19 protein-coding genes and 1 other annotated feature are annotated in these 18,517 nt (G+C 55.4%); of the genes, 7 read left to right on the top strand and 12 right to left on the bottom strand.

Going from position 1 to position 18,517, the window contains the following annotated elements:
- Positions 1 to 11: 11 nt before the first annotated feature.
- From clpB to rluD, 3 genes are all read right to left on the bottom strand, one after another.
- Entirely contained in the window at positions 12 to 2,585 is a 2,574-nt protein-coding gene (clpB, locus tag AC6I8P_RS04630) for an ATP-dependent chaperone ClpB (protein ID WP_058771623.1), read from the bottom strand.
- 125 nt (positions 2,586 to 2,710) lie between these two features.
- Positions 2,711 to 3,439, bottom strand: coding sequence for a purine nucleoside phosphorylase YfiH (gene yfiH / locus AC6I8P_RS04625; RefSeq protein WP_058776011.1), 729 nt, complete (start codon positions 3,437 to 3,439; stop codon positions 2,711 to 2,713).
- Positions 3,436 to 4,416, bottom strand: a complete 981-nt coding sequence (gene rluD / locus AC6I8P_RS04620) for a 23S rRNA pseudouridine(1911/1915/1917) synthase RluD (protein WP_021507316.1) — start codon at positions 4,414 to 4,416, stop codon at positions 3,436 to 3,438. The genes yfiH and rluD overlap by 4 nt, the downstream gene beginning before the upstream one ends.
- A gap of 129 nt (positions 4,417 to 4,545) precedes the next feature.
- Here rluD and bamD point away from each other — a divergent pair, with 129 nt between their 5' ends.
- The 4 genes from bamD to pheA all read left to right on the top strand — a co-directional run bounded on the left by bamD (position 4,546) and on the right by pheA (position 7,289).
- Positions 4,546 to 5,286: an outer membrane protein assembly factor BamD gene (gene bamD, locus AC6I8P_RS04615; protein WP_498031019.1), complete on the top strand. Its 741-nt coding sequence runs from the start codon at positions 4,546 to 4,548 to the stop codon at positions 5,284 to 5,286.
- 268 nt (positions 5,287 to 5,554) lie between these two features.
- The gene (gene raiA, locus AC6I8P_RS04610; protein ID WP_021507319.1) at positions 5,555 to 5,881 is read left to right on the top strand and encodes a ribosome-associated translation inhibitor RaiA; all 327 of its coding nucleotides are present in this window, start codon (positions 5,555 to 5,557) and stop codon (positions 5,879 to 5,881) included.
- A gap of 97 nt (positions 5,882 to 5,978) precedes the next feature.
- Positions 5,979 to 6,103 (top strand) — a sequence feature (Phe leader region).
- Entirely contained in the window at positions 5,980 to 6,027 is a 48-nt protein-coding gene (gene pheL, locus AC6I8P_RS04605; RefSeq protein ID WP_121497579.1) for a pheA operon leader peptide PheL, read from the top strand. (Overlaps the previous feature by 48 nt.)
- A gap of 22 nt (positions 6,104 to 6,125) precedes the next feature.
- Positions 6,126 to 7,289 (top strand): bifunctional chorismate mutase/prephenate dehydratase, encoded by a 1,164-nt coding sequence (gene pheA / locus AC6I8P_RS04600; protein WP_058776009.1) that lies wholly within the window; start codon positions 6,126 to 6,128, stop codon positions 7,287 to 7,289.
- Positions 7,290 to 7,322: 33 nt separating this feature from the next.
- Here the strand turns inward: pheA and tyrA are convergent, their stop codons facing one another.
- Entirely contained in the window at positions 7,323 to 8,444 is a 1,122-nt protein-coding gene (tyrA, locus tag AC6I8P_RS04595; RefSeq protein WP_021507321.1) for a bifunctional chorismate mutase/prephenate dehydrogenase, read from the bottom strand.
- A gap of 6 nt (positions 8,445 to 8,450) precedes the next feature.
- Positions 8,451 to 9,530 (bottom strand): 3-deoxy-7-phosphoheptulonate synthase, encoded by a 1,080-nt coding sequence (locus AC6I8P_RS04590; protein ID WP_021507322.1) that lies wholly within the window; start codon positions 9,528 to 9,530, stop codon positions 8,451 to 8,453.
- Between the two features lie 303 nt (positions 9,531 to 9,833).
- On the opposite strand from AC6I8P_RS04590, the gene AC6I8P_RS04585 reads away from it, so the two are divergent.
- Entirely contained in the window at positions 9,834 to 10,355 is a 522-nt protein-coding gene (locus tag AC6I8P_RS04585; RefSeq protein ID WP_264442104.1) for a GNAT family N-acetyltransferase, read from the top strand.
- Between the two features lie 57 nt (positions 10,356 to 10,412).
- On the opposite strand, the gene rplS is transcribed toward AC6I8P_RS04585, so the two are convergent.
- From rplS to ffh, 5 genes are all read right to left on the bottom strand, one after another.
- Positions 10,413 to 10,763, bottom strand: coding sequence for a 50S ribosomal protein L19 (gene rplS / locus AC6I8P_RS04580; RefSeq protein WP_021507324.1), 351 nt, complete (start codon positions 10,761 to 10,763; stop codon positions 10,413 to 10,415).
- 42 nt (positions 10,764 to 10,805) lie between these two features.
- Positions 10,806 to 11,570, bottom strand: a complete 765-nt coding sequence (gene trmD, locus AC6I8P_RS04575) for a tRNA (guanosine(37)-N1)-methyltransferase TrmD (RefSeq protein ID WP_021507325.1) — start codon at positions 11,568 to 11,570, stop codon at positions 10,806 to 10,808.
- 35 nt (positions 11,571 to 11,605) lie between these two features.
- Entirely contained in the window at positions 11,606 to 12,154 is a 549-nt protein-coding gene (gene rimM / locus AC6I8P_RS04570; RefSeq protein WP_021507326.1) for a ribosome maturation factor RimM, read from the bottom strand.
- A gap of 18 nt (positions 12,155 to 12,172) precedes the next feature.
- Positions 12,173 to 12,421 carry a 30S ribosomal protein S16 gene (gene rpsP / locus AC6I8P_RS04565; RefSeq protein ID WP_007893313.1) on the bottom strand — a complete coding sequence of 83 codons (249 nt, stop codon included), beginning with the start codon at positions 12,419 to 12,421 and terminating at the stop codon, positions 12,173 to 12,175.
- 142 nt (positions 12,422 to 12,563) lie between these two features.
- Positions 12,564 to 13,925 carry a signal recognition particle protein gene (gene ffh, locus AC6I8P_RS04560; protein WP_021507327.1) on the bottom strand — a complete coding sequence of 454 codons (1,362 nt, stop codon included), beginning with the start codon at positions 13,923 to 13,925 and terminating at the stop codon, positions 12,564 to 12,566.
- A gap of 166 nt (positions 13,926 to 14,091) precedes the next feature.
- Between ffh and AC6I8P_RS04555 the strand changes: the two genes are divergently transcribed.
- Together AC6I8P_RS04555 and AC6I8P_RS04550 are read left to right on the top strand one after the other, a co-directional pair.
- On the top strand, positions 14,092 to 14,886 hold the full coding sequence (locus AC6I8P_RS04555) for a cytochrome C assembly family protein (RefSeq protein ID WP_010617128.1): 795 nt from the start codon (positions 14,092 to 14,094) through the stop codon (positions 14,884 to 14,886).
- A gap of 13 nt (positions 14,887 to 14,899) precedes the next feature.
- Positions 14,900 to 16,186, top strand: a complete 1,287-nt coding sequence (locus tag AC6I8P_RS04550; protein ID WP_459731692.1) for an HlyC/CorC family transporter — start codon at positions 14,900 to 14,902, stop codon at positions 16,184 to 16,186.
- A 57-nt stretch (positions 16,187 to 16,243) separates the two neighbouring features.
- Here AC6I8P_RS04550 and luxS read toward each other — a convergent pair whose 3' ends face one another.
- Positions 16,244 to 16,759: an S-ribosylhomocysteine lyase gene (luxS, locus tag AC6I8P_RS04545; protein WP_010617126.1), complete on the bottom strand. Its 516-nt coding sequence runs from the start codon at positions 16,757 to 16,759 to the stop codon at positions 16,244 to 16,246.
- Between the two features lie 150 nt (positions 16,760 to 16,909).
- A complete protein-coding gene (gene gshA, locus AC6I8P_RS04540) occupies positions 16,910 to 18,514 on the bottom strand; it encodes a glutamate--cysteine ligase (protein WP_021507329.1) in 1,605 nt (534 codons plus the stop codon).
- Between the last annotated feature and the right edge of the window lie 3 nt (positions 18,515 to 18,517).

Here is an 18,517-nt window from a genome sequence, read left to right as displayed (position 1 = left end):
GTCACGTTGCGTTATTGACGCGCGACGATGGCATCGTCCTGCACATCCATTTCGATGGTTTTTCCCGGAACCAGCGCGCCAGATAAAATCTTCTGCGCCAGCGGGTTTTCAATCTGCTGCTGAATAGCCCGTTTCAATGGCCGCGCGCCGTAAACCGGATCGTAACCATTTTCGCCCAGCAGTTTCAGCGCCGCGTCGGAAATGTGCAGCTGGTAACCGCGCTCTTCCAGACGCTGATACAGCCGCTGCAGCTGAATCTGCGCAATCGAGGCAATATGTTTTTCGCCCAGCGGATGGAATACCACCACCTCATCAATACGGTTGATAAACTCCGGACGGAAGTGGTGTCCGACGACCGTCATCACCACATCTTTCATTTCCGCGTAATCAAGCGCGCCGAAACGTTCCTGAATCAGATCCGAACCGAGGTTAGATGTCATGATCACCACGGTATTACGGAAGTCCACGGTGCGCCCCTGACCATCGGTCAGACGCCCGTCGTCCAGCACCTGCAGCAGAATGTTGAACACATCCGGATGCGCTTTTTCCACCTCATCCAGCAAAATCACCGAGTAAGGGCGACGACGCACCGCCTCTGTCAGGTAACCACCCTCTTCATAACCGACGTAGCCTGGAGGTGCCCCGACCAGACGCGACACCGAATGTTTCTCCATGAATTCCGACATATCGATACGCACCATCGCGTCGTCGCTATCGAACAGGAAATTAGCCAGCGCCTTACATAACTCGGTTTTACCGACACCGGTCGGCCCAAGGAACAGGAACGATCCGATCGGCCGGTTCGGGTCAGACAAACCGGCGCGGCTGCGGCGAATGGCGTTCGATACCGCTTCAACCGCTTCGTCCTGGCCGATAACCCGGGCATGCAGCTCCTGCTCCATCCGCAACAGTTTATCGCGCTCGCCTTCCATCATGCGGGCCACCGGAATACCGGTCCAGCGCGCCAGCACATCGGCGATCTCGACATCCGTTACGCGGTTGCGTAACAGCTTCATGGTTTTACCTTCAGCCTGCGTGGCGCTTGCCAGCTGTTTTTCCAGCTCCGGAATTTTGCCGTACTGCAGTTCCGACATCTGGCCAAGGTCACCCACACGCCGTGCCTGCTCCATAGCCAGACGCGCCTGCTCCAGCTCGGCTTTGATGTTTTGCGTGCCGGTCAGCGAGGCTTTTTCCGCTTTCCACTCTTCTTCAAGCTCAGCATATTCACGCTCTTTCTGATCCAGCTCGCTTTCCAGCATCTCCAGACGCTTAACGCTGGCGTCATCCGATTCTTTCTTCAGCGCCTGCTGCTCCAGTTTGAGCTGGATGATACGCCGTTCGAGACGATCGAGCGGTTCCGGCTTGGAGTCAATCTGCAAACGAATACTCGACGCCGCCTCATCAATCAGGTCGATGGCTTTGTCCGGCAACTGGCGATCGGCAATATAGCGGTGCGACAACGTTGCCGCAGCGACAATCGCCGGATCGGTAATTTGCACATGGTGATGCAGCTCATAACGCTCTTTCAGGCCACGCAGAATGGCGATGGTGTCTTCCACGCTCGGTTCGGCGACGAACACTTTCTGGAAACGGCGCTCCAGCGCGGCATCTTTCTCAATGTACTGGCGATATTCATCCAGCGTGGTGGCACCCACGCAGTGCAGTTCACCGCGTGCCAGCGCCGGCTTCAGCATGTTGCCGGCATCCATCGCGCCGTCGGCTTTGCCTGCGCCGACCATGGTATGCAGCTCATCGATAAACAGAATGACGTTGCCTTCCTGTTTGGCGAGGTCGTTCAGTACGCCTTTCAGGCGCTCTTCAAACTCGCCGCGATATTTCGCACCGGCCACCAGCGCGCCCATATCCAGCGCCAGAACGCGCCGGCCTTTCAGCCCTTCCGGCACTTCGCCGTTAATGATGCGCTGTGCCAGCCCTTCAACGATGGCGGTTTTACCGACGCCCGGTTCACCGATGAGCACCGGGTTGTTTTTGGTACGACGCTGCAATACCTGAATGGTGCGGCGAATCTCTTCGTCACGCCCGATAACCGGATCTAACTTGCCGAGCTCAGCGCGCTCCGTCAGATCGATGGTGTATTTTTTCAAAGCCTGGCGCTGATCTTCAGCCCCCTGATCGTTCACGTTTTCCCCTCCCCGCAGTTGCTCGATGGCCTTAGCGAGTTTGTCCGCCGTGGCACCGGCAGACTTCAGTAAGTCCGCCAGCGAGCCGCGCGATTCGAGGGCCGCCAGAACAAATAATTCAGATGAAATAAAGTTGTCGCCGCGCTTTTGCGCCAGCTTGTCGCACAGATTCAGTACCCGGACCAAATCCGCTGATGGCTGAACGTCGCCGTCGGTCCCTTCGACCTGCGGCAAACGATTGATGGCTTGTTCGATGCTGGTACGCAGGCTAGCGACATCCGCCCCCGCCGCGCTGAGCAGCGGACGTACCGATCCACCCTCCTGGTTGAGCAGCGCGCTCATCAGGTGCAGGGGTTCGATGAATTGATTATCGTGTCCCAGAGCAAGGGACTGTGCATCGGCCAGGGCCAACTGGAATTTGTTGGTAAGACGATCCAGACGCATGATTCCTCCCATTACAGGTCAAAATGCTACTGGAGATTAAATGAGGTCATCCCTCAAATTTTCAAGGTTAATGACCTGAGTTGTGAGCAAAAAATACGCTTACTGGATCGTCTTGCGGCGTAAGGTTATCTCAGCCAAATCAAAGTTGCCATACGCCCGGTGATTCCGTCGCGTCGGAAGGAGAAAAAATCGGCGCTTTCCTGATAGGTACAGCGCTTCTCAGCCGTGACAGATTGCACGCCAGCGGCCTGCAGACGCTGGGTTGCCAGCAGCCAGATATCGGCAAAATATTTCTCACCGGCCGGGCGAAAAGCCGCATCGGCAGCGGCATCCTGCGCCAGGAACGCACTGCGCACCTCGGCCCCCACTTCAAATGCCTGCGGACCAATCGCCGGACCGAGCCAGGCATGAACCTCGCTCGCCGGGCAGTGAAACTGTGCCAGCGTTTGCTCCAGCACTCCATGACACAACCCGCGCCAGCCGGCATGTACCGCGGCAACTTCGCTGCCATCATGGCTGCAAAACAGCACCGGCAGGCAGTCGGCGGTCATCACTGCACACACCACGCCACTTTCCCGCGTTATCGCCGCATCGGCTCGCGGCAGGGACGCAGCCGCCGGCAGACGCGCCACCGTCTGGCCGTGCACCTGCTCCAGCCACTGCGGCATCGCCGGTAGCGCAAGTTGCTCTACCACGCGCTGACGATTGTGCATCACGCGATCCGCCTCGTCCCCGACGTGCGCGCCGAGGTTGAGGGAATCCCATGGCGCCGCGCTAACGCCGCCGTGCCGCGTGGTCGAATAAGCCTGAACGCGCGCCGGCGCCGGCCACTGCGGCACGATCCAGTCACTCATAGCCAGTCCAGCTGATCGCGGAACTCGTCGGTATCGGCTTTAAGTGCCTCAATCAGATCAACCATGTCCTGCGGCAGTGGCGCGTGCCACTCCATCTCAATCCCGGTGATCGGATGATAAAGACGCAGCATAGTGGCGTGCAGCGCCTGGCGGTCAAAACCGCGCAGCGTACTGATGAAAGCCTCAGAAGCGCCCTTTGGCGGACGCGGACGACCACCGTACAGCGGATCGCCCACCAGCGGATGGTTAATGTGCGCCATGTGCACGCGAATCTGGTGAGTACGGCCAGTTTCCAGGCGCAGGCGTAAACGCGTATGGGCGCGGAAATGCTCCATGATGCGATAGTGCGTGGTGGCCGGTTTACCCATCGGATGCACCGCCATGTGGGTACGCTTGGTAGAGTGACGCGCCATCGGCTCGTTCACCGTACCGCCAGCGGTCATGGTGCCAATCGCCACCGCTTCATATTCGCGGGTGATTTCACGCAGCTGCAGCGTTTCAACCAGATGCGTCTGCGCCGGTACCGTTTTGGCTACCACCATCAGTCCGGTGGTGTCTTTATCCAGACGGTGCACGATGCCGGCGCGCGGCACGTCGGCAATCGCCGGATAGTGATAAAGCAGCGCATTCAGTACCGTGCCGTCCGGATTACCGGCGCCAGGGTGGACCACTAAGTCGCGCGGTTTGTTGATCACCAGGATGTGGTCATCTTCATAAACGATATCCAGCGGAATATTTTGCGCTTCCCAGCGCTGCTCCTCTTCGATCTCGGCATCAATCGCCACCCGCTCACCGCCGAGTACTTTCTCTTTCGGTTTATCGATGATGGTGCCGTTGACGCTGACCCGACGCTCAAGGATCCACTCTTTTATGCGGGAACGTGAATAATCAGGGAACAATTCCGCCAAAGTCTGATCTAAGCGTTGTCCAAGCTGTGCTTCGGACACCGTTGCGGTGAGTTGAACTTGTTGTGCCATATACAGCTTCTTCGTTAACGTTGGGTTTTCACGGCGATGCCGTTTAATATAATGTGCTATCGTACTGGTCATTACCGGGAGCTATACGGACAGCTTCCGCCATAACACTTTGAGGATAATCATTTCGTCATGACGCGTATGAAACATCTGGTGGCTGCTGCCACACTGAGCCTGAGCCTGGCACTGGTGGGCTGTTCCGGCTCATCGGACCCGGTCCCGGACAGCCCGCCGTCTGAAATTTACGCCACAGCGCAGCAAAAGCTGCAGGACGGTAACTTTAAAGCGGCGATTAAGCAACTGGAAGCGCTGGATAACCGTTATCCGTTTGGTCCTTACTCGCAGCAAGTGCAGCTGGATTTGATCTACGCGTACTACAAAAATGCCGATCTGCCACTGGCGCAAGCCGCCATTTCCCGCTTTATGCGCCTGAACCCGACGCACCCTAACATTGATTACGTGATCTATATGAAGGGCCTGACGGACATGGCACTGGATGATTCCGCGCTGCAGGGCTTCTTCGGGATTGATCGTTCCGACCGCGATCCTACCCATGCGCGTGATGCATTCCGTGACTTCTCTCAGCTACTGCGCGGCTATCCAAACAGCCAGTACGCAGCGGATGCGCAGAAACGTCTGGCATTCCTGAAAGATCGCCTGGCGAAGTATGAGCTCTCCGTGGCGCAATTCTATACCAAGCGCGGTGCCTATGTCGCCGTTGTTAATCGGGTTGAAGGTATGATGCGCGATTATCCGGACACCCAGGCCACGCGTGACGCGCTGCCGTTGATGGAAAATGCCTATCGCCAGCTGCAGCTGACGACGGAAGCCGACAAAGTCGCGAAAATCATTGCGGCGAATAGCGCGTCCTGATTTTCGTGCCATTAAAAAAGCAGCCGCTGTGGCTGCTTTTATTTTGGTCAGAAAACCGTTTGTAACGGGTTTTTCCGCTACGTTTAACTCATCAATCTTGCCCCTATCCCCGCTGTGCATCAAGCTTTTTTCGCCCTTTTCCCGGCCTTTCTCACAATTCGCTGGCATTGACAAAAAGTGACATTCCAATGTGATCCAGATCACACATTTTCCTGATTTGCGCGGTATGCTGGTCCTACCCAGACGGAAATGACAGAGAGGTTTAACTATGATTCTGAACATTACCAGCAAACAAATGGAAATCACTGCGGCAATCCGCAACCATGTCGAAGACCGTCTCGCCAAGCTGGAAAAATGGCAAACCCACCTGATAAATCCGCACATTGTGTTATCGAAAGAGCCGAAAGAATTTGTGGCCGATGCCACCATTAACACACCAAACGGCACGCTGGTCGCCAGCGCGAAACACGATGATATGTATACGGCCATCAATGACCTGATCGCCAAGCTGGAGCGCCAGCTAAATAAAGCACAGCACAAGCCTGAAGCTCGGCGCGCCACCAGCAGTGTTAAAGATTTCACCCCTGCCGGGTAATTTATCGCTTTTCAGCAACGCGCCTGCGGGCGCGTTTTTTATTGACAGCTTTTAAGCTGTGCGGTTACTCTCAGTTCACTTTATTGCCGGAATTGATCATGAAACTGCTGCCGTTCTTCTTCGCATTCTTTTTTACCTTCCCCTGATTGGGAGGCGATTCGTCGTGTGAAAATGAATGCGAAGACGAACAACAAAGCCTCCCAACCGGGAGGCTTTTTTATTGGACATTTTACAGGTGAGCCCTATGAATCCCGAGAATCCGCTGCTGGCGTTACGCGATAAGATCAGCGCCGTCGATGCCAGGCTGTTAACGCTGCTGGCTGAACGGCGCGCGCTGGCCGTTGAGGTAGCGCAGGCCAAGCTGGCCACCCATCGCCCGATTCGTGACGTCGAGCGCGAACGCGCCCTGCTGGAAAATCTCATCGCGCTGGGTAAAAAACATCAACTGGATGCGCACTACATCACGCGCCTGTTCCAGTTAGTGATTGAGGATTCGGTGCTGACCCAGCAGGCGCTGCTGCAGAAAAACCTGAATCATCCACATGCGCACGCGCCGCGCATCGCTTTCCTCGGCCCAAAAGGCTCCTATTCGCACCTTGCCGCCCGTAAATACGCCACGCGCCACTTCGATTCGATGGTGGAAATGGGGTGTCTGAAATTCCACGACATCATTCAGCAGGTTGAAAGCGGTCAGGCGGATTACGCGGTGATGCCGATTGAGAACACCAGCTCCGGCTCGATCAATGACGTATACGATCTGCTGCAGCAAACGTCGCTGTCGATCGTCGGCGAGCTGACCATTCCTATCGAACACTGCGTGCTGGTTAGCGGTAATACCGATTTGCAGCAGATTGAAACCGTGTATAGCCATCCGCAGCCGTTCCAGCAGTGCAGCCAGTTCATCAACCGCTTCCCGCAGTGGAAAATCGAATACACCGAAAGCACGGCGGCGGCGATGGAGAAGGTAGCCGCGATGAACTCGCCGCGCGTGGCCGCGCTGGGCAGTGAAGCTGGCGGTGAGCTGTATGGCCTGCAGGTGCTGGAGCGCAACCTGGCGAATCAGCAGCAGAATCATACCCGCTTCATTGTGCTCGCGCGTAAACCGATTGAAGTCTCCAGCCAGGTGCCTGCCAAAACCACGCTGATTATGGCGACGGGCCAGCAGGCCGGCGCACTGGTTGAAGCACTACTGGTGTTGCGTAATCACAATCTGATCATGAGCAAGCTGGAAAACCGGCCAATCAACGGTAACCCATGGGAAGAGATGTTTTACATTGATGTGCAGGGCAATCTGCAGTCGGAGAACATGCAGCAGGCGCTGGAAGAACTGCGCGCGCTCACGCGTTCACTGAAGGTGCTGGGCTGTTATCCGGGTGAGAACGTGGTACCGGTAGAACCACGTCTGTAAAACAAAAAGGCATCCTCGCGGATGCCTTAATCATTACTGGCGACTGTCGTTGGCGGAGCGCAGCATACTGCGGCTCTCGACGAGGAAGCGTTTCGCGTAGTCGCCAAACCAGTGTTCCACGCGCTCAAAGCTGTTGATGAACGCCTGTTTATCGCCCTGCTCCAGTAGCGTGATGGCTTCACCAAAACGCTGATAGTAGCGTTTAATCAGCGCCAGATTACTTTCCGACGACATGATGATGTCGGCGTACAGCTGCGGGTCCTGCGCAAACAGCCGTCCTACCATCGCCAGTTCGAGGCGATAGATAGGCGAGGACAGCGCCAGCAGTTGATCCAGATTGACGTTCTCTTCCGCCAGATGCAAACCGTAAGCAAACGTGGCGAAGTGACGCAGCGCCTGAATGAACGCCATGTTCTGATCGTGCTCAACCGCACTGATGCGGTGTAAGCGAGCGCCCCACACCTGAATCTGCTCCAGGAACCACTGATAGGCTTCCGGCTGACGGCCATCGCACCATACCACCACCTGCTTCGCCAGGCTGCCGCTGTCCGGACCGAACATTGGATGCAGTCCCAGTACCGGACCGCTGTGCGCCGCCAGCATCGCCTGTAGCGGACGGTTCTTCACCGACGCCAGATCCACCAGAATGCAGTCATCAGGCAGCGCTGGCAGATCGGCAATGATCTGTTCGGTCAGATGGATCGGCACGCTGATGATCACCATGCCCGCATCGTGCAGCAGTTCATCCGCGCGCGGCCAGTCATCTTTATCGAGAATACGCACCTGATAACCTGAGAGCGTCAGCATCTTCTCGAACAGACGTCCCATCTGACCGCCGCCGCCGACAATCACCACCGGACGCAGTTCAGGACACAGCGTTTTGAAGCCTTTGTCATTTTCATGCGCATAGGATTCCCGCATCAGACGACGCAGTACATCTTCGATCAGGTCCGGCGACACGCCGAGCGCTTCCGCTTCCTGACGACGCGACGCCAGCATACTGGCCTCGCGCTCAGGCACATAAATCGGTAAACCGTAGCGGCTTTTGACTTCGCCGACTTCGGCCACCAGCGCCAGTCGTTTTGCCAGCAGCCCCAGCAGGGCTTTATCTACTTCATCAATTTGATCGCGCAGCGCGGTCAGTTCAGCCACCATGACTCATTACACCTCGTGTGACAGACGCGCCGACAGCACTCCCTGCAGATCCCGATGGATTTCACGCAGCAAAGTTTCAGTGGTTTCCCAGTTGATGCAGGCATCAGTGACGGAAACCCCGTACTTCATCTCGCTACGCGGTTGCTCAGAAGACTGGTTGCCTTCGTGAATATTACTTTCCAGCATCAGGCCAATGATGGAGCGGTTTCCATCTTTAATCTGCGCGATAGCCGATTCGGCTACGCCAGGCTGACGGCGATAGTCTTTGTTAGAATTGCCATGGCTGCAATCTATCATTAAGGCCGGACGCAGTCCCGCTTTCAGCATCTCTTTTTCGCACTGCGCGACATCTTCCGGGCCGTAGTTTGGCGCTTTACCGCCGCGCAGAATCACGTGACCATCCGGGTTGCCCTGGGTTTGCAGCAGGCATACCTGACCGGCCTGGTTAATACCGACAAAGCGGTGCGGCATCGCAGCGGCGCGCATGGCGTTGATTGCAGTGCCGAGGCTGCCATCGGTACCGTTTTTAAAGCCCACCGGCATCGACAGGCCAGACGCCATTTCACGGTGCGTCTGCGATTCTGTGGTACGCGCCCCAATCGCCGACCAGCTAAACAGATCGCCGAGGTATTGCGGGCTATTGGGGTCGAGCGCTTCGGTGGCCAGCGGCAGGCCCATCTCCACCAGATTGACCAGCAGCTGACGCGCAATGTGCAGGCCGGCTTCCATATCAAACGAGTTGTTCATGTAAGGATCGTTGATTAACCCTTTCCAGCCGACGGTGGTACGGGGTTTTTCAAAATAGACGCGCATAACGATATACAGCTGATCCTTCAACTGTGCAGAGAGTGTTTGTAACTGACGAGCGTAATCCAGTGCGGCTTCGGTATCGTGGATCGAGCAGGGACCGCACACCACCAGCAGACGCGGATCGCGACCCGCGATGATATCCGCGATAGTCTGGCGGGAAGCGGCAATTTGCGCTTCCTGCGCCGCAGTCAGCGGGAACTTCGCTTTCAGTTCCTGTGGCGTGATTAAAATCTGTTCGTCGGCGATATGCACATTGTTCAGCGCGTCTTTTTGCATGATGGCGATCCTTTTTCACTCGTTATGCGGTTTTACGATCCTCACTGAGGATGACGCTTACTTTACCACAGCATGTAAATCATGCAATCCATGCATGTACACTTTTATTACCACCCTCTTTTAAACTACAAAATAAAAGTTAATTAAAATATATAAATCATTAAGTTAACAACATTAAAGCCTGTAAGCTCCATCAAACAAAAGTGTAAAGTTATAATTACATCCATCTGACCAGGCCAGATGTTTTTTCCTTACGATATCGCTAACATGCTGTTATCCATTTGATTAATTCAGGATCGCTTTATGTCCATCCCTGAAGTCGCGCTGCGTCCTTTTATTCTGCAGGATGCCGAAGCATTTACGCATGCCGTTAATCAGTCTCTGAACAGCCTGCTGCCGTGGATGGTATGGGCACACACAGATTACAGCGTCGATGAAGCCGTGAGCTGGATCAACTTCACCCATCTGCAGCGTCAAAAGGGTGAAGCTGAAGAGTTCGCGATTGTCGATGGCAACGATCGATTGCTGGGCGGTGCTGGCTTACGTTATGCGCGCCAGCCCGGTGAGTTCAGTGCGCTGGGTTACTGGGTTCGCAGCGAGGCGCAGCAACAGGGCGTTGCCCGCCGGGCGGTGGCACAGCTGGTGAATCTGGCGTTCGCCCAGCCACATATTGCTGTGCTGGAAATTCTTGCTGCAGAAGAGAATCACGCCAGCCGCGCCGTGGCCCTGCGCAGCGGCTTCTCGTTTGTGGATTACCGCTACGGGTTGATTGTGCTGGAGAGCGGGCCGGTCAACACGGCGATCTATCACCTCAGACGCCCATAAAAAAAGGGGCTGGCCTTATGGCCAACCCCTTGTTTGCTATTAACTTTAGGATGTCGCTTACGCGCCAAGACGCTCTTTGATACGAGCTGACTTACCGGTACGCTCACGCAGGTAGTACAGTTTGGCTTTACGCACAGCACCACGACGTTTGACAGTGATGCTGTCAATTACCGGAGAGTGAGTCTGGAAGACACGCTCAACGCCTTCGCCGTTAGAAATCTTGCGAACAGTGAATGCAGAGTGCAGACCGCGGTTACGAATAGCGATAACCACGCCCTCGAATGCCTGCAGACGTTTCTTAGAACCTTCAACGACCCATACTTTCACTTCCACGGAATCACCCGGACGGAAGGAAGGTACGTCCTGTTTCATCTGCTCTTGTTCAAGTTGCTTGATAATGTTGCTCATAATTAAATCTCTTATCCTGGGTAAACTGATAGTCAGGGAAGATTACTCTTCCACCTCATCGTTTTGTTGCTGCTGATGTTCCCGCTGGAACTCACTTAGCAACCTTGCTTGCTCTTCAGTCAGAGCCAGGTTTTCCAGAAGTTCAGGTCTTCTTAGCCAGGTACGGCCCAGCGACTGTTTCAGGCGCCAGCGGCGAATATCGGCATGGTTGCCCGACAGCAGAACTGGCGGAACCTCCATCCCTTCTAACACTTCAGGTCGGGTATAGTGCGGGCAATCCAGCAAACCTTCCGAGAACGAATCCTCATCGGCTGACGCCTGTTTCCCCAGCACGCCAGGAATAAACCGGGCGACCGAGTCAATTAACGTCATCGCTGGCAGCTCACCGCCACTGAGCACGTAATCACCGATTGACCATTCTTCATCAATCTCAGTGTGAATCACACGCTCATCTATCCCTTCATAACGACCGCAAACCAGAATTAACTTCTGGCTGGTCGCCAGTTCGCAAACGCCTTGCTGGTCAAGTTTGCGACCCTGAGGTGAAAGATAAATCACCTTAGCGCCTTCTCCCGCCGCCGCTTTCGCTGCGTGGATAGCATCCCGTAAGGGTTGCACCATCATCAACATACCCGGTCCGCCGCCGTAAGGACGATCGTCCACGGTACGGTGCCGGTCGTGCGTGAAGTCACGTGGACTCCAGCTCTCTATGTTGAGCAGGCCATTCTTTACTGCCCGGCCAGTTACCCCGTACTCGGTAATAGCGCGAAACATCTCAGGAAACAGGCTAATAACACCAATCCACATCGCGTTCGCCGTTACGTTACCGGATTGTCCGGAGATCAAAAACCAGGATCCCAGTCTACTTCAATGGTGCCAGTAGCGAGATCGACTTTCTTGATAACCTGTTCATCAAGAAACGGTATTAACCGCTCCTGTACACCGAATGCATCTTTCAGGTTTGCCTTTACGACGAGAACGTCGTTCGAGCCGGTCTCCATCAAATCAATGACTTTGCCCATCTCGTAGCCGTCGAGGTTTACCACTTTGCAACCCATCAGGTCTTTCCAGTAGTAATCGCCCTCTTCCAGCGCCGGCAGCTGCGTGGAGTCAACCGTAATTTCGCAATTGGTCAACTGTGCCGCAGCGTCCCGATCGTCAATGCCTTTGACTTTGATGATCAGGTCCTGATTGTGGTGCTTCCAACCCTCAAGCTCGACCTGCTGCCATTGACCGGCGCGCTGGATAAACCAGGGTTGATAGTCGAAGATGCTTTCAGCGTCTTCAGTGGAGGAAAACACTTTGAGCCAACCCCGAATTCCGTAAGCGGCACCCATTTTGCCCAGAATGATTGGGTTAACGGGAGGCTGTGCGGCAGGTTTACTGCTCATGCTCACCACCGTGACAGATTAAGCTGCTTTTTTTGCTTCTTTGATCAGCGCGTTAACGCGATCAGAAAGCGTTGCGCCCTGGCCAACCCAGTGCTCAATACGGTCCAGATCCAGACGCAGACCTTCAGCCTGACCAGAAGCGATCGGGTTGAAGAAACCTACGCGCTCGATGAAACGACCGTTGCGAGCATTGCGGCTGTCAGTGACGACGACCTGATAGAACGGACGCTTTTTAGCGCCGTGACGTGCCAAACGAATGGTTACCATAACATCCTCTTTAGTTAATAAAACAACCGGGCCCCATCGAGGAACGGGGCCCGGGTGCAATATAAAAAGCCCGAAAATTTTACTCATTTTGGCGCAAAAAGCAACCTGAGTGTCTCACTTTTCTGGTTCGGGCTGTGTCGCCTTAGCGGCCGGGGAATCCTGGCGGCATCATGCCTTTCATGCCACGCATCATTTTGGCCATGCCACCCTTCTTCATTTTCTTCATCATGCGCTGCATATCATCAAACTGCTTCAGCAGCCGGTTGACGTCCTGCACCTGCATACCGGAACCGGTAGCGATACGGCGCTTGCGCGAACCTTTGATGATCTCTGGCTTCTCACGCTCTTTGCGCGTCATCGAATTGATGATGGCTTCCATGCGCACCAGCACTTTGTCATCCATCTGCGATTTAACGTTATCCGGCAGCTGGCCCATGCCCGGCAGTTTGCCCATCAGGCTGGCCATGCCGCCCATGTTGCGCATCTGCTTAAGCTGCTCCAGGAAGTCGTTGAGATCAAAGCCGTCGCCGGTTTTCAGCTTCTTCGCCAGCTTTTCCGCCTGCTCGCGGTCAACTTTGCTCTCGATATCTTCAATCAGCGACAGCACGTCGCCCATGCCGAGAATGCGCGATGCAATACGGTCCGGATAGAACGCTTCCAGCGCATCGGTCTTCTCGCCCATCCCCATGAATTTGATTGGCTTGCCAGTGATGTGACGAATCGACAGCGCCGCACCGCCGCGCGCATCGCCGTCGACCTTGGTCAGGATCACACCGGTGAGCGGCAGCGCTTCGTTGAACGCTTTCGCGGTATTGGCGGCATCCTGACCGGTCATGGCATCGACAACAAACAGCGTTTCAACCGGATTGATCGCGGCGTGCACCTGTTTGATCTCATCCATCATCGCTTCGTCAACGTGCAGACGGCCGGCGGTATCCACCAGCAGCACATCGTAGAACTGCAGTCGGGCTTCTTTCAGCGCGTTGTTAACGATATCCACCGGCTTCTGGCTGAGGTCGGACGGACAGAAATCCACACCGACCTGCTGCGCCAGGGTTTCCAGCTGTTTGATCGCCGCCGGGCGGTAGACGTCCGCAGACACCACCAGCACCTTTTTCTTGTGCTTTTCGCGCAGGAATTTACCAAGCTTACCGACGCTGGTGGTTTTACCGGCACCCTGCAGGCCCGCCATCAGCACCACGGCCGGCGGCTGAGCATTAAGGTTCAGCGCGTTATTTTCGGCCCCCATCGCCGCAACCAGTTCGTTGCGCACGATTTTGATAAACTCCTGACCCGGCGTCAGGCTTTTGTTTACATCCTGCCCCACCGCGGCTTCTTTCACGCGGTTAATGAAATCGCGCACTACCGGCAGCGCAACGTCGGCCTCCAGCAGCGCCATACGCACTTCGCGCAGCGTATCTTTGATGTTGTCTTCGGTCAGCCTTCCGCGGCCACTGATATTGCGCAGGGTTTGCGACAAACGATCGGTTAAATTATCAAACATGCTCTCTCACTTAATAGCGTAGCGAGGCCGCCAGGGCGACACAATGCGGCGGATTATAACACGAAGCCAGGCCGATCTCTGCAATTGACCGTGAGATCGTTTGGAGCCTGCTGCCGCTGGCGCTATACTGCTTTTTTCCTTATCTGACCGACACCTGAAAGGATCTATGTTCGTTTTCGCGATCGTGGCGCTGTTCGCCTACTCTCTCAGTCTTGCATTGATCATTCCGAGCCTGCTGAAACGCAACAGCGGCTGGCGGCGTTTTGCCGTGTTATCCGCCTGCGTGGCGCTGATTGCCCATGCGGTAGCGCTGCAGCAACGCATATTTGCCGTCGATAATGGACAAAACCTTAGCCTGCTGAATATTGGTTCGCTGGTCAGTTTGCTCATCTGCGCCATCATGACTATCGTCGCGTCGCGCAATCGCGGCTGGCTGCTGCTGCCGATTGTTTACAGTTTTGCGCTGATCAATCTGGCCTTCGCCACCTTTGTGCCAAACGCCTTTATCACCCATCTTGAGACCACGCCTGGCATGATGGTGCACATCGGTCTGTCGCTGTTTGCCTATGCCACGCTGATCATCGCGGCGCTGTATGCGCTGCAGCTGGCGTGGATCGACTATCAGTTAAAGAACAAAAAGCTGACGTTCACCCAGGATATGCCGCCGCTGCTCAGCATTGAGCGTAAGATGTTCCACATCACGCAGATAGGCGTGGTATTGCTGACGCTGGTGTTGTGCACCGGCCTGTTCTTTATGAATAACCTGTTCAGCCCGGAAAACATTGATAAAGCGGTGCTGTCGATTATCGCCTGGTTTGTCTACATCGTGCTGCTGTGGGGCCACTATCATGAAGGCTGGCGCGGTCGCCGTGTGGTGTGGTTCAACTGCGGCGGTGCGCTGCTGCTGACCATGGCCTATTTCGGCAGCCGCGTTCTGCAGCACCTGCTCACCTCTCACTAAAGGAATTTTTGCGTTGGAACATGTTTCAACCACCACGCTCATTATCACGCTGATCATTATGGTGCTGGTCTCGGCCTACTTCTCGGGTTCAGAGACCGGCATGATGACGCTCAACCGCTACAAACTTCGCCACAAAGCCAAAAGCGGCAACCGCAGCGCGCGTCGCGTTGAGAAACTGCTGCGTCGCCCCGACCGTCTGATTAGCCTGGTGCTGATCGGCAACAACCTCGTGAATATCCTCGCCTCGGCGCTCGGCACCATTGTCGGTATGCGCCTGTACGGCGATGCCGGCGTAGCCATCGCCACCGGCGTGCTGACCTTCGTGGTGCTGGTGTTTGCCGAAGTGCTGCCTAAAACCGTCGCGGCGCTCTATCCGGAAAAAGTTGCGTATCCCAGCAGTTTTCTGCTGGCGCCGCTGCAGTACGTGATGCTGCCGCTGGTGTGGCTGCTCAATACCATTACCCGCATTCTGATGCGCATGGTGGGCATCAAGACCGAAGGGTCGATTAACTCCGCTCTCAGCAAAGAAGAGCTGCGCACCATCGTGTATGAATCCCGCTCGCTGATGTCGCGCCGCAACCAGGACATGCTGCTATCGGTGCTGGACCTTGAGAAGGTCAACGTTGACGACATCATGGTGCCGCGCAATGAGATCGTCGGCATCAATATCAACGATGAGTGGAAGTCGATCGAGCGTCAGCTAAGCAACTCACCGCATGGCCGTATTGTGCTGTTCCGCGACTCACTGGACGATAGCGTTGGCATGCTGCGCGTGCGCGAAGCGTGGCGCATGATGGCCGGGAAAAAAGAGTTCAATAAAGAGCGACTGCTGCGCGCTGCCGATGAAATCTACTACGTGCCGGAAGGAACGCCTCTTAACGTGCAGCTGGTAAAATTCCAGCGCAATAAAAAGAAAGTGGGGCTGGTTATCGATGAGTACGGCGACATCAAAGGACTGGTTACCATCGAAGATATTCTGGAAGAGATCGTCGGCGACTTTACCACCTCCATGTCACCGTCACTGGCCGAAGAAGTGATGCCGCAAAACGACGGTTCGGTACTGATTGAAGGCAGCGCCAACGTGCGGGAAATCAATAAGGCCTTCAACTGGACGCTGCCGGAAGAGGGAGCGCGCACCATCAACGGTATGCTGCTGGAAGCGCTGGAAGAGATCCCGCAGATGGACACGCAAGTACAGGTTGGCCATTACGACATTGATATTCTTGATGTGCAGGACAACATGGTGAAGCAGGTGCGCATTACGCCGCATCAGCCGCTGAAAGCGTCCATCGGTTCCTGAGACGATAAAAACAAAACGCCGCGATAATCGCGGCGTTTTTTATGGCAGAAGCGGCAACTAGAGTTGCAGCTCTTTCAGCTTCTCAGCCGGCAGCTTCAGATCTTCGTTACGGTTAACGCCAATGTCGTGCGCCAGCACGTTGCGCGCAATCTGCTGCGCTTCGTCCAGCGAGTGCAGCTTGTAGCTGCCGCACTGGTATTCGTTCAGTTCCGGAATCTGGTTCTGATCTTTTACCTTCAGCACATCTTCCATCGCGCCTTTCCACGCTTTTGCCACGCGCTGCTCGTCTGGCGTACCAATCAGGCTCATGTAGAAGCCGGTGCGGCAGCCCATCGGTGAGATATCGACGATTTCCACGCCGTCACCGTTGAGGTGGTTACGCATGAAGCCCGCGAACAGGTGCTCCAGCGTGTGGATGCCGCGTTCGGTCAGGATGTCGATGTTCGGACGGCAGAAACGCAGATCGAAAACGGTGATGGTATCGCCATGCGGAGTGTTCATGGTCTTCGCCACGCGTACCGCTGGCGCGCCCATGATGGTGTGATCAACAGTAAAACTATCCAGTAGTGGCATACGTCACCTCCTGTTTTGAGATTTTTTTTAAAACGATGAAACTTTTCTGTTCGCCCAACGTCTGAATATATGAAAGACGCGCATTTGTTATCATCATCCCTGACAACAGAGATGTTAATTTAGGCCACAGTGATGTGGCCATTTTCTTTTCTAGCCTTCGCGACCTGCCAGATAGCTGGCAAAATCCAGTGTATCACTCTGCTCCAGCTGCTGCTGTTTCAGCACCGACTCCTGCGCCTGACGGCTAAAATCGGCTTCGGTGAGAATTTCCAGCGGCTCTTCGCACAGCAGATGACGATACTGCTCGGCCAGCGCCACGCCAGCTCCGGTCAGCCCCTGCTCTTTAATGGCTTGCAGAATGCGCGCCGAATAGGTTAGCTCAGGATCGTCAAACGACGCTACCAGTTGATCGCAAACCTGTTGATATTGCGTGCTGCCGTCGTTGCTATCCAGCACTTCAGCCACCCGGCGCAGATCGGCAAACAGCGCTTTACCGACATCAACCAGCAGATGTTCCGTATCACTGCAGCCCACGCCGATCACCTGACCCGGCTTGCGCCCTTCCAGCACCACGCGGTTCCAGTTTTTCCGGCTGCACAGCAGCTCATCTGCGCTCATCTCCGGCGCATCGGCCAGCGTACACCAAATCAGGAACAGGTCGAGGAAGCGCGCCTGATCGGCATCCACACCAATGGCAGAGAACGGGTTGATGTCCAGTGAACGCACTTCAATATACTCAATGCCGCCGCGCAGCAGCGCATCGGATGGCGCCTCACCCGAGCGGGTCACGCGTTTCGGACGAATCGGTGCGTACAGTTCGTTCTCGATTTGCAGCACGTTGGTATTGAGCTGCAGCCAGTTGCCTTCCGCGTCCTTGGTGCCCATCGCCGCATATTCGGCAGACGGCGTTTTGATCGCCGCTTTCAGCGCAGCGACATACCCTTCCAGCGAGTTGAAGGTAATGCCCAGCCCGCTTTGTGATTTATTGGTGTAGCCCAGATCGCTCAGGCGCAGCGACGTGGCATACGGCAGCCACAATGTTCCTTCGCCGTTGGTTTCGAACGGCAGCTTACTTTCCCGTCCCTGCAGGAAGGAAGAGCAGATGGCTGGCGAAGCGCCAAATAGATAAGGAATCACCCAGCCGTAGCGATAGTAGTTGCGAATCAGGCGCAGATAGCCCGCCGAGATGGTCTCTTTGCCGCTCTCCGCGTCTTTGACATCCGCCCACTCCTGCCAGAACGACAGCGGCAGCGAGAAGTTATAGTGCACGCCAGAAATAATCTGCATCAGCGCGCTGTAGCGGTTTTTCAGCCCCTGACGATACAGGGTTTTCATTTTGCCGATATTGGAGCTGCCGTACTGTGCCAGCTCAATGTTGTCCACATCTTCAACATAGCCCGGCATACTGAACGGCCACATGCGCTCGTCGCCCAGCTCGCGCGCCACGTGACGGTGGATGTCACGCAGAAACGCCAGGGAGCGATCGATGTTCTGATCCACCGGGGTGATGAACTCCAGCAGCGTTTCAGCAAAATCGGTGGTAATCCAGTCGTGCTTCAGCGCAGAACCCAGCGATTCAGGGTGGCCAGTGGTCGCCAGATGACCATTCGGCTGGACGCGAAGTGTTTCACGTTCAATGCCACGGCCGATACCCTTTAACGCGTCGGGATGCGCTTCCAGCCAGGAGAGCGCTTTTGATACGTCCGGGATCACATTAACCTCCCGCTGTGTGAATAATTTATTTTTGTTCAGCATAAT

The sequence above is a fragment of the gamma proteobacterium symbiont of Lampromicra miyakona genome (assembly GCF_059730895.1).
The sequence above is the reverse complement of the archived record's forward strand: the minus strand, read 5'-3'. Positions and strand labels throughout refer to the sequence as shown.

What these genes read in the sequence shown, in the direction of transcription:
- ffh (WP_021507327.1), bottom strand. Translation starts at nt 13,925, where the DNA reads ATGTTTGATAATTTAACCGATCGTTTGTCGCAAACCCTGCGCAATATC.
- AC6I8P_RS04585 (WP_264442104.1), top strand. Translation starts at nt 9,834, where the DNA reads ATGTCCATCCCTGAAGTCGCGCTGCGTCCTTTTATTCTGCAGGATGCC.
- pheA (WP_058776009.1), top strand. Translation starts at nt 6,126, where the DNA reads ATGAATCCCGAGAATCCGCTGCTGGCGTTACGCGATAAGATCAGCGCC.
- rimM (WP_021507326.1), bottom strand. Translation starts at nt 12,154, where the DNA reads ATGAGCAGTAAACCTGCCGCACAGCCTCCCGTTAACCCAATCATTCTG.
- AC6I8P_RS04555 (WP_010617128.1), top strand. Translation starts at nt 14,092, where the DNA reads ATGTTCGTTTTCGCGATCGTGGCGCTGTTCGCCTACTCTCTCAGTCTT.
- rplS (WP_021507324.1), bottom strand. Translation starts at nt 10,763, where the DNA reads ATGAGCAACATTATCAAGCAACTTGAACAAGAGCAGATGAAACAGGAC.
- bamD (WP_498031019.1), top strand. Translation starts at nt 4,546, where the DNA reads ATGACGCGTATGAAACATCTGGTGGCTGCTGCCACACTGAGCCTGAGC.
- gshA (WP_021507329.1), bottom strand. Translation starts at nt 18,514, where the DNA reads ATGCTGAACAAAAATAAATTATTCACACAGCGGGAGGTTAATGTGATC.
- luxS (WP_010617126.1), bottom strand. Translation starts at nt 16,759, where the DNA reads ATGCCACTACTGGATAGTTTTACTGTTGATCACACCATCATGGGCGCG.
- tyrA (WP_021507321.1), bottom strand. Translation starts at nt 8,444, where the DNA reads ATGGTGGCTGAACTGACCGCGCTGCGCGATCAAATTGATGAAGTAGAT.
- rluD (WP_021507316.1), bottom strand. Translation starts at nt 4,416, where the DNA reads ATGGCACAACAAGTTCAACTCACCGCAACGGTGTCCGAAGCACAGCTT.
- yfiH (WP_058776011.1), bottom strand. Translation starts at nt 3,439, where the DNA reads ATGAGTGACTGGATCGTGCCGCAGTGGCCGGCGCCGGCGCGCGTTCAG.
- rpsP (WP_007893313.1), bottom strand. Translation starts at nt 12,421, where the DNA reads ATGGTAACCATTCGTTTGGCACGTCACGGCGCTAAAAAGCGTCCGTTC.
- AC6I8P_RS04590 (WP_021507322.1), bottom strand. Translation starts at nt 9,530, where the DNA reads ATGCAAAAAGACGCGCTGAACAATGTGCATATCGCCGACGAACAGATT.
- trmD (WP_021507325.1), bottom strand. Translation starts at nt 11,570, where the DNA reads ATGTGGATTGGTGTTATTAGCCTGTTTCCTGAGATGTTTCGCGCTATT.
- clpB (WP_058771623.1), bottom strand. Translation starts at nt 2,585, where the DNA reads ATGCGTCTGGATCGTCTTACCAACAAATTCCAGTTGGCCCTGGCCGAT.
- raiA (WP_021507319.1), top strand. Translation starts at nt 5,555, where the DNA reads ATGATTCTGAACATTACCAGCAAACAAATGGAAATCACTGCGGCAATC.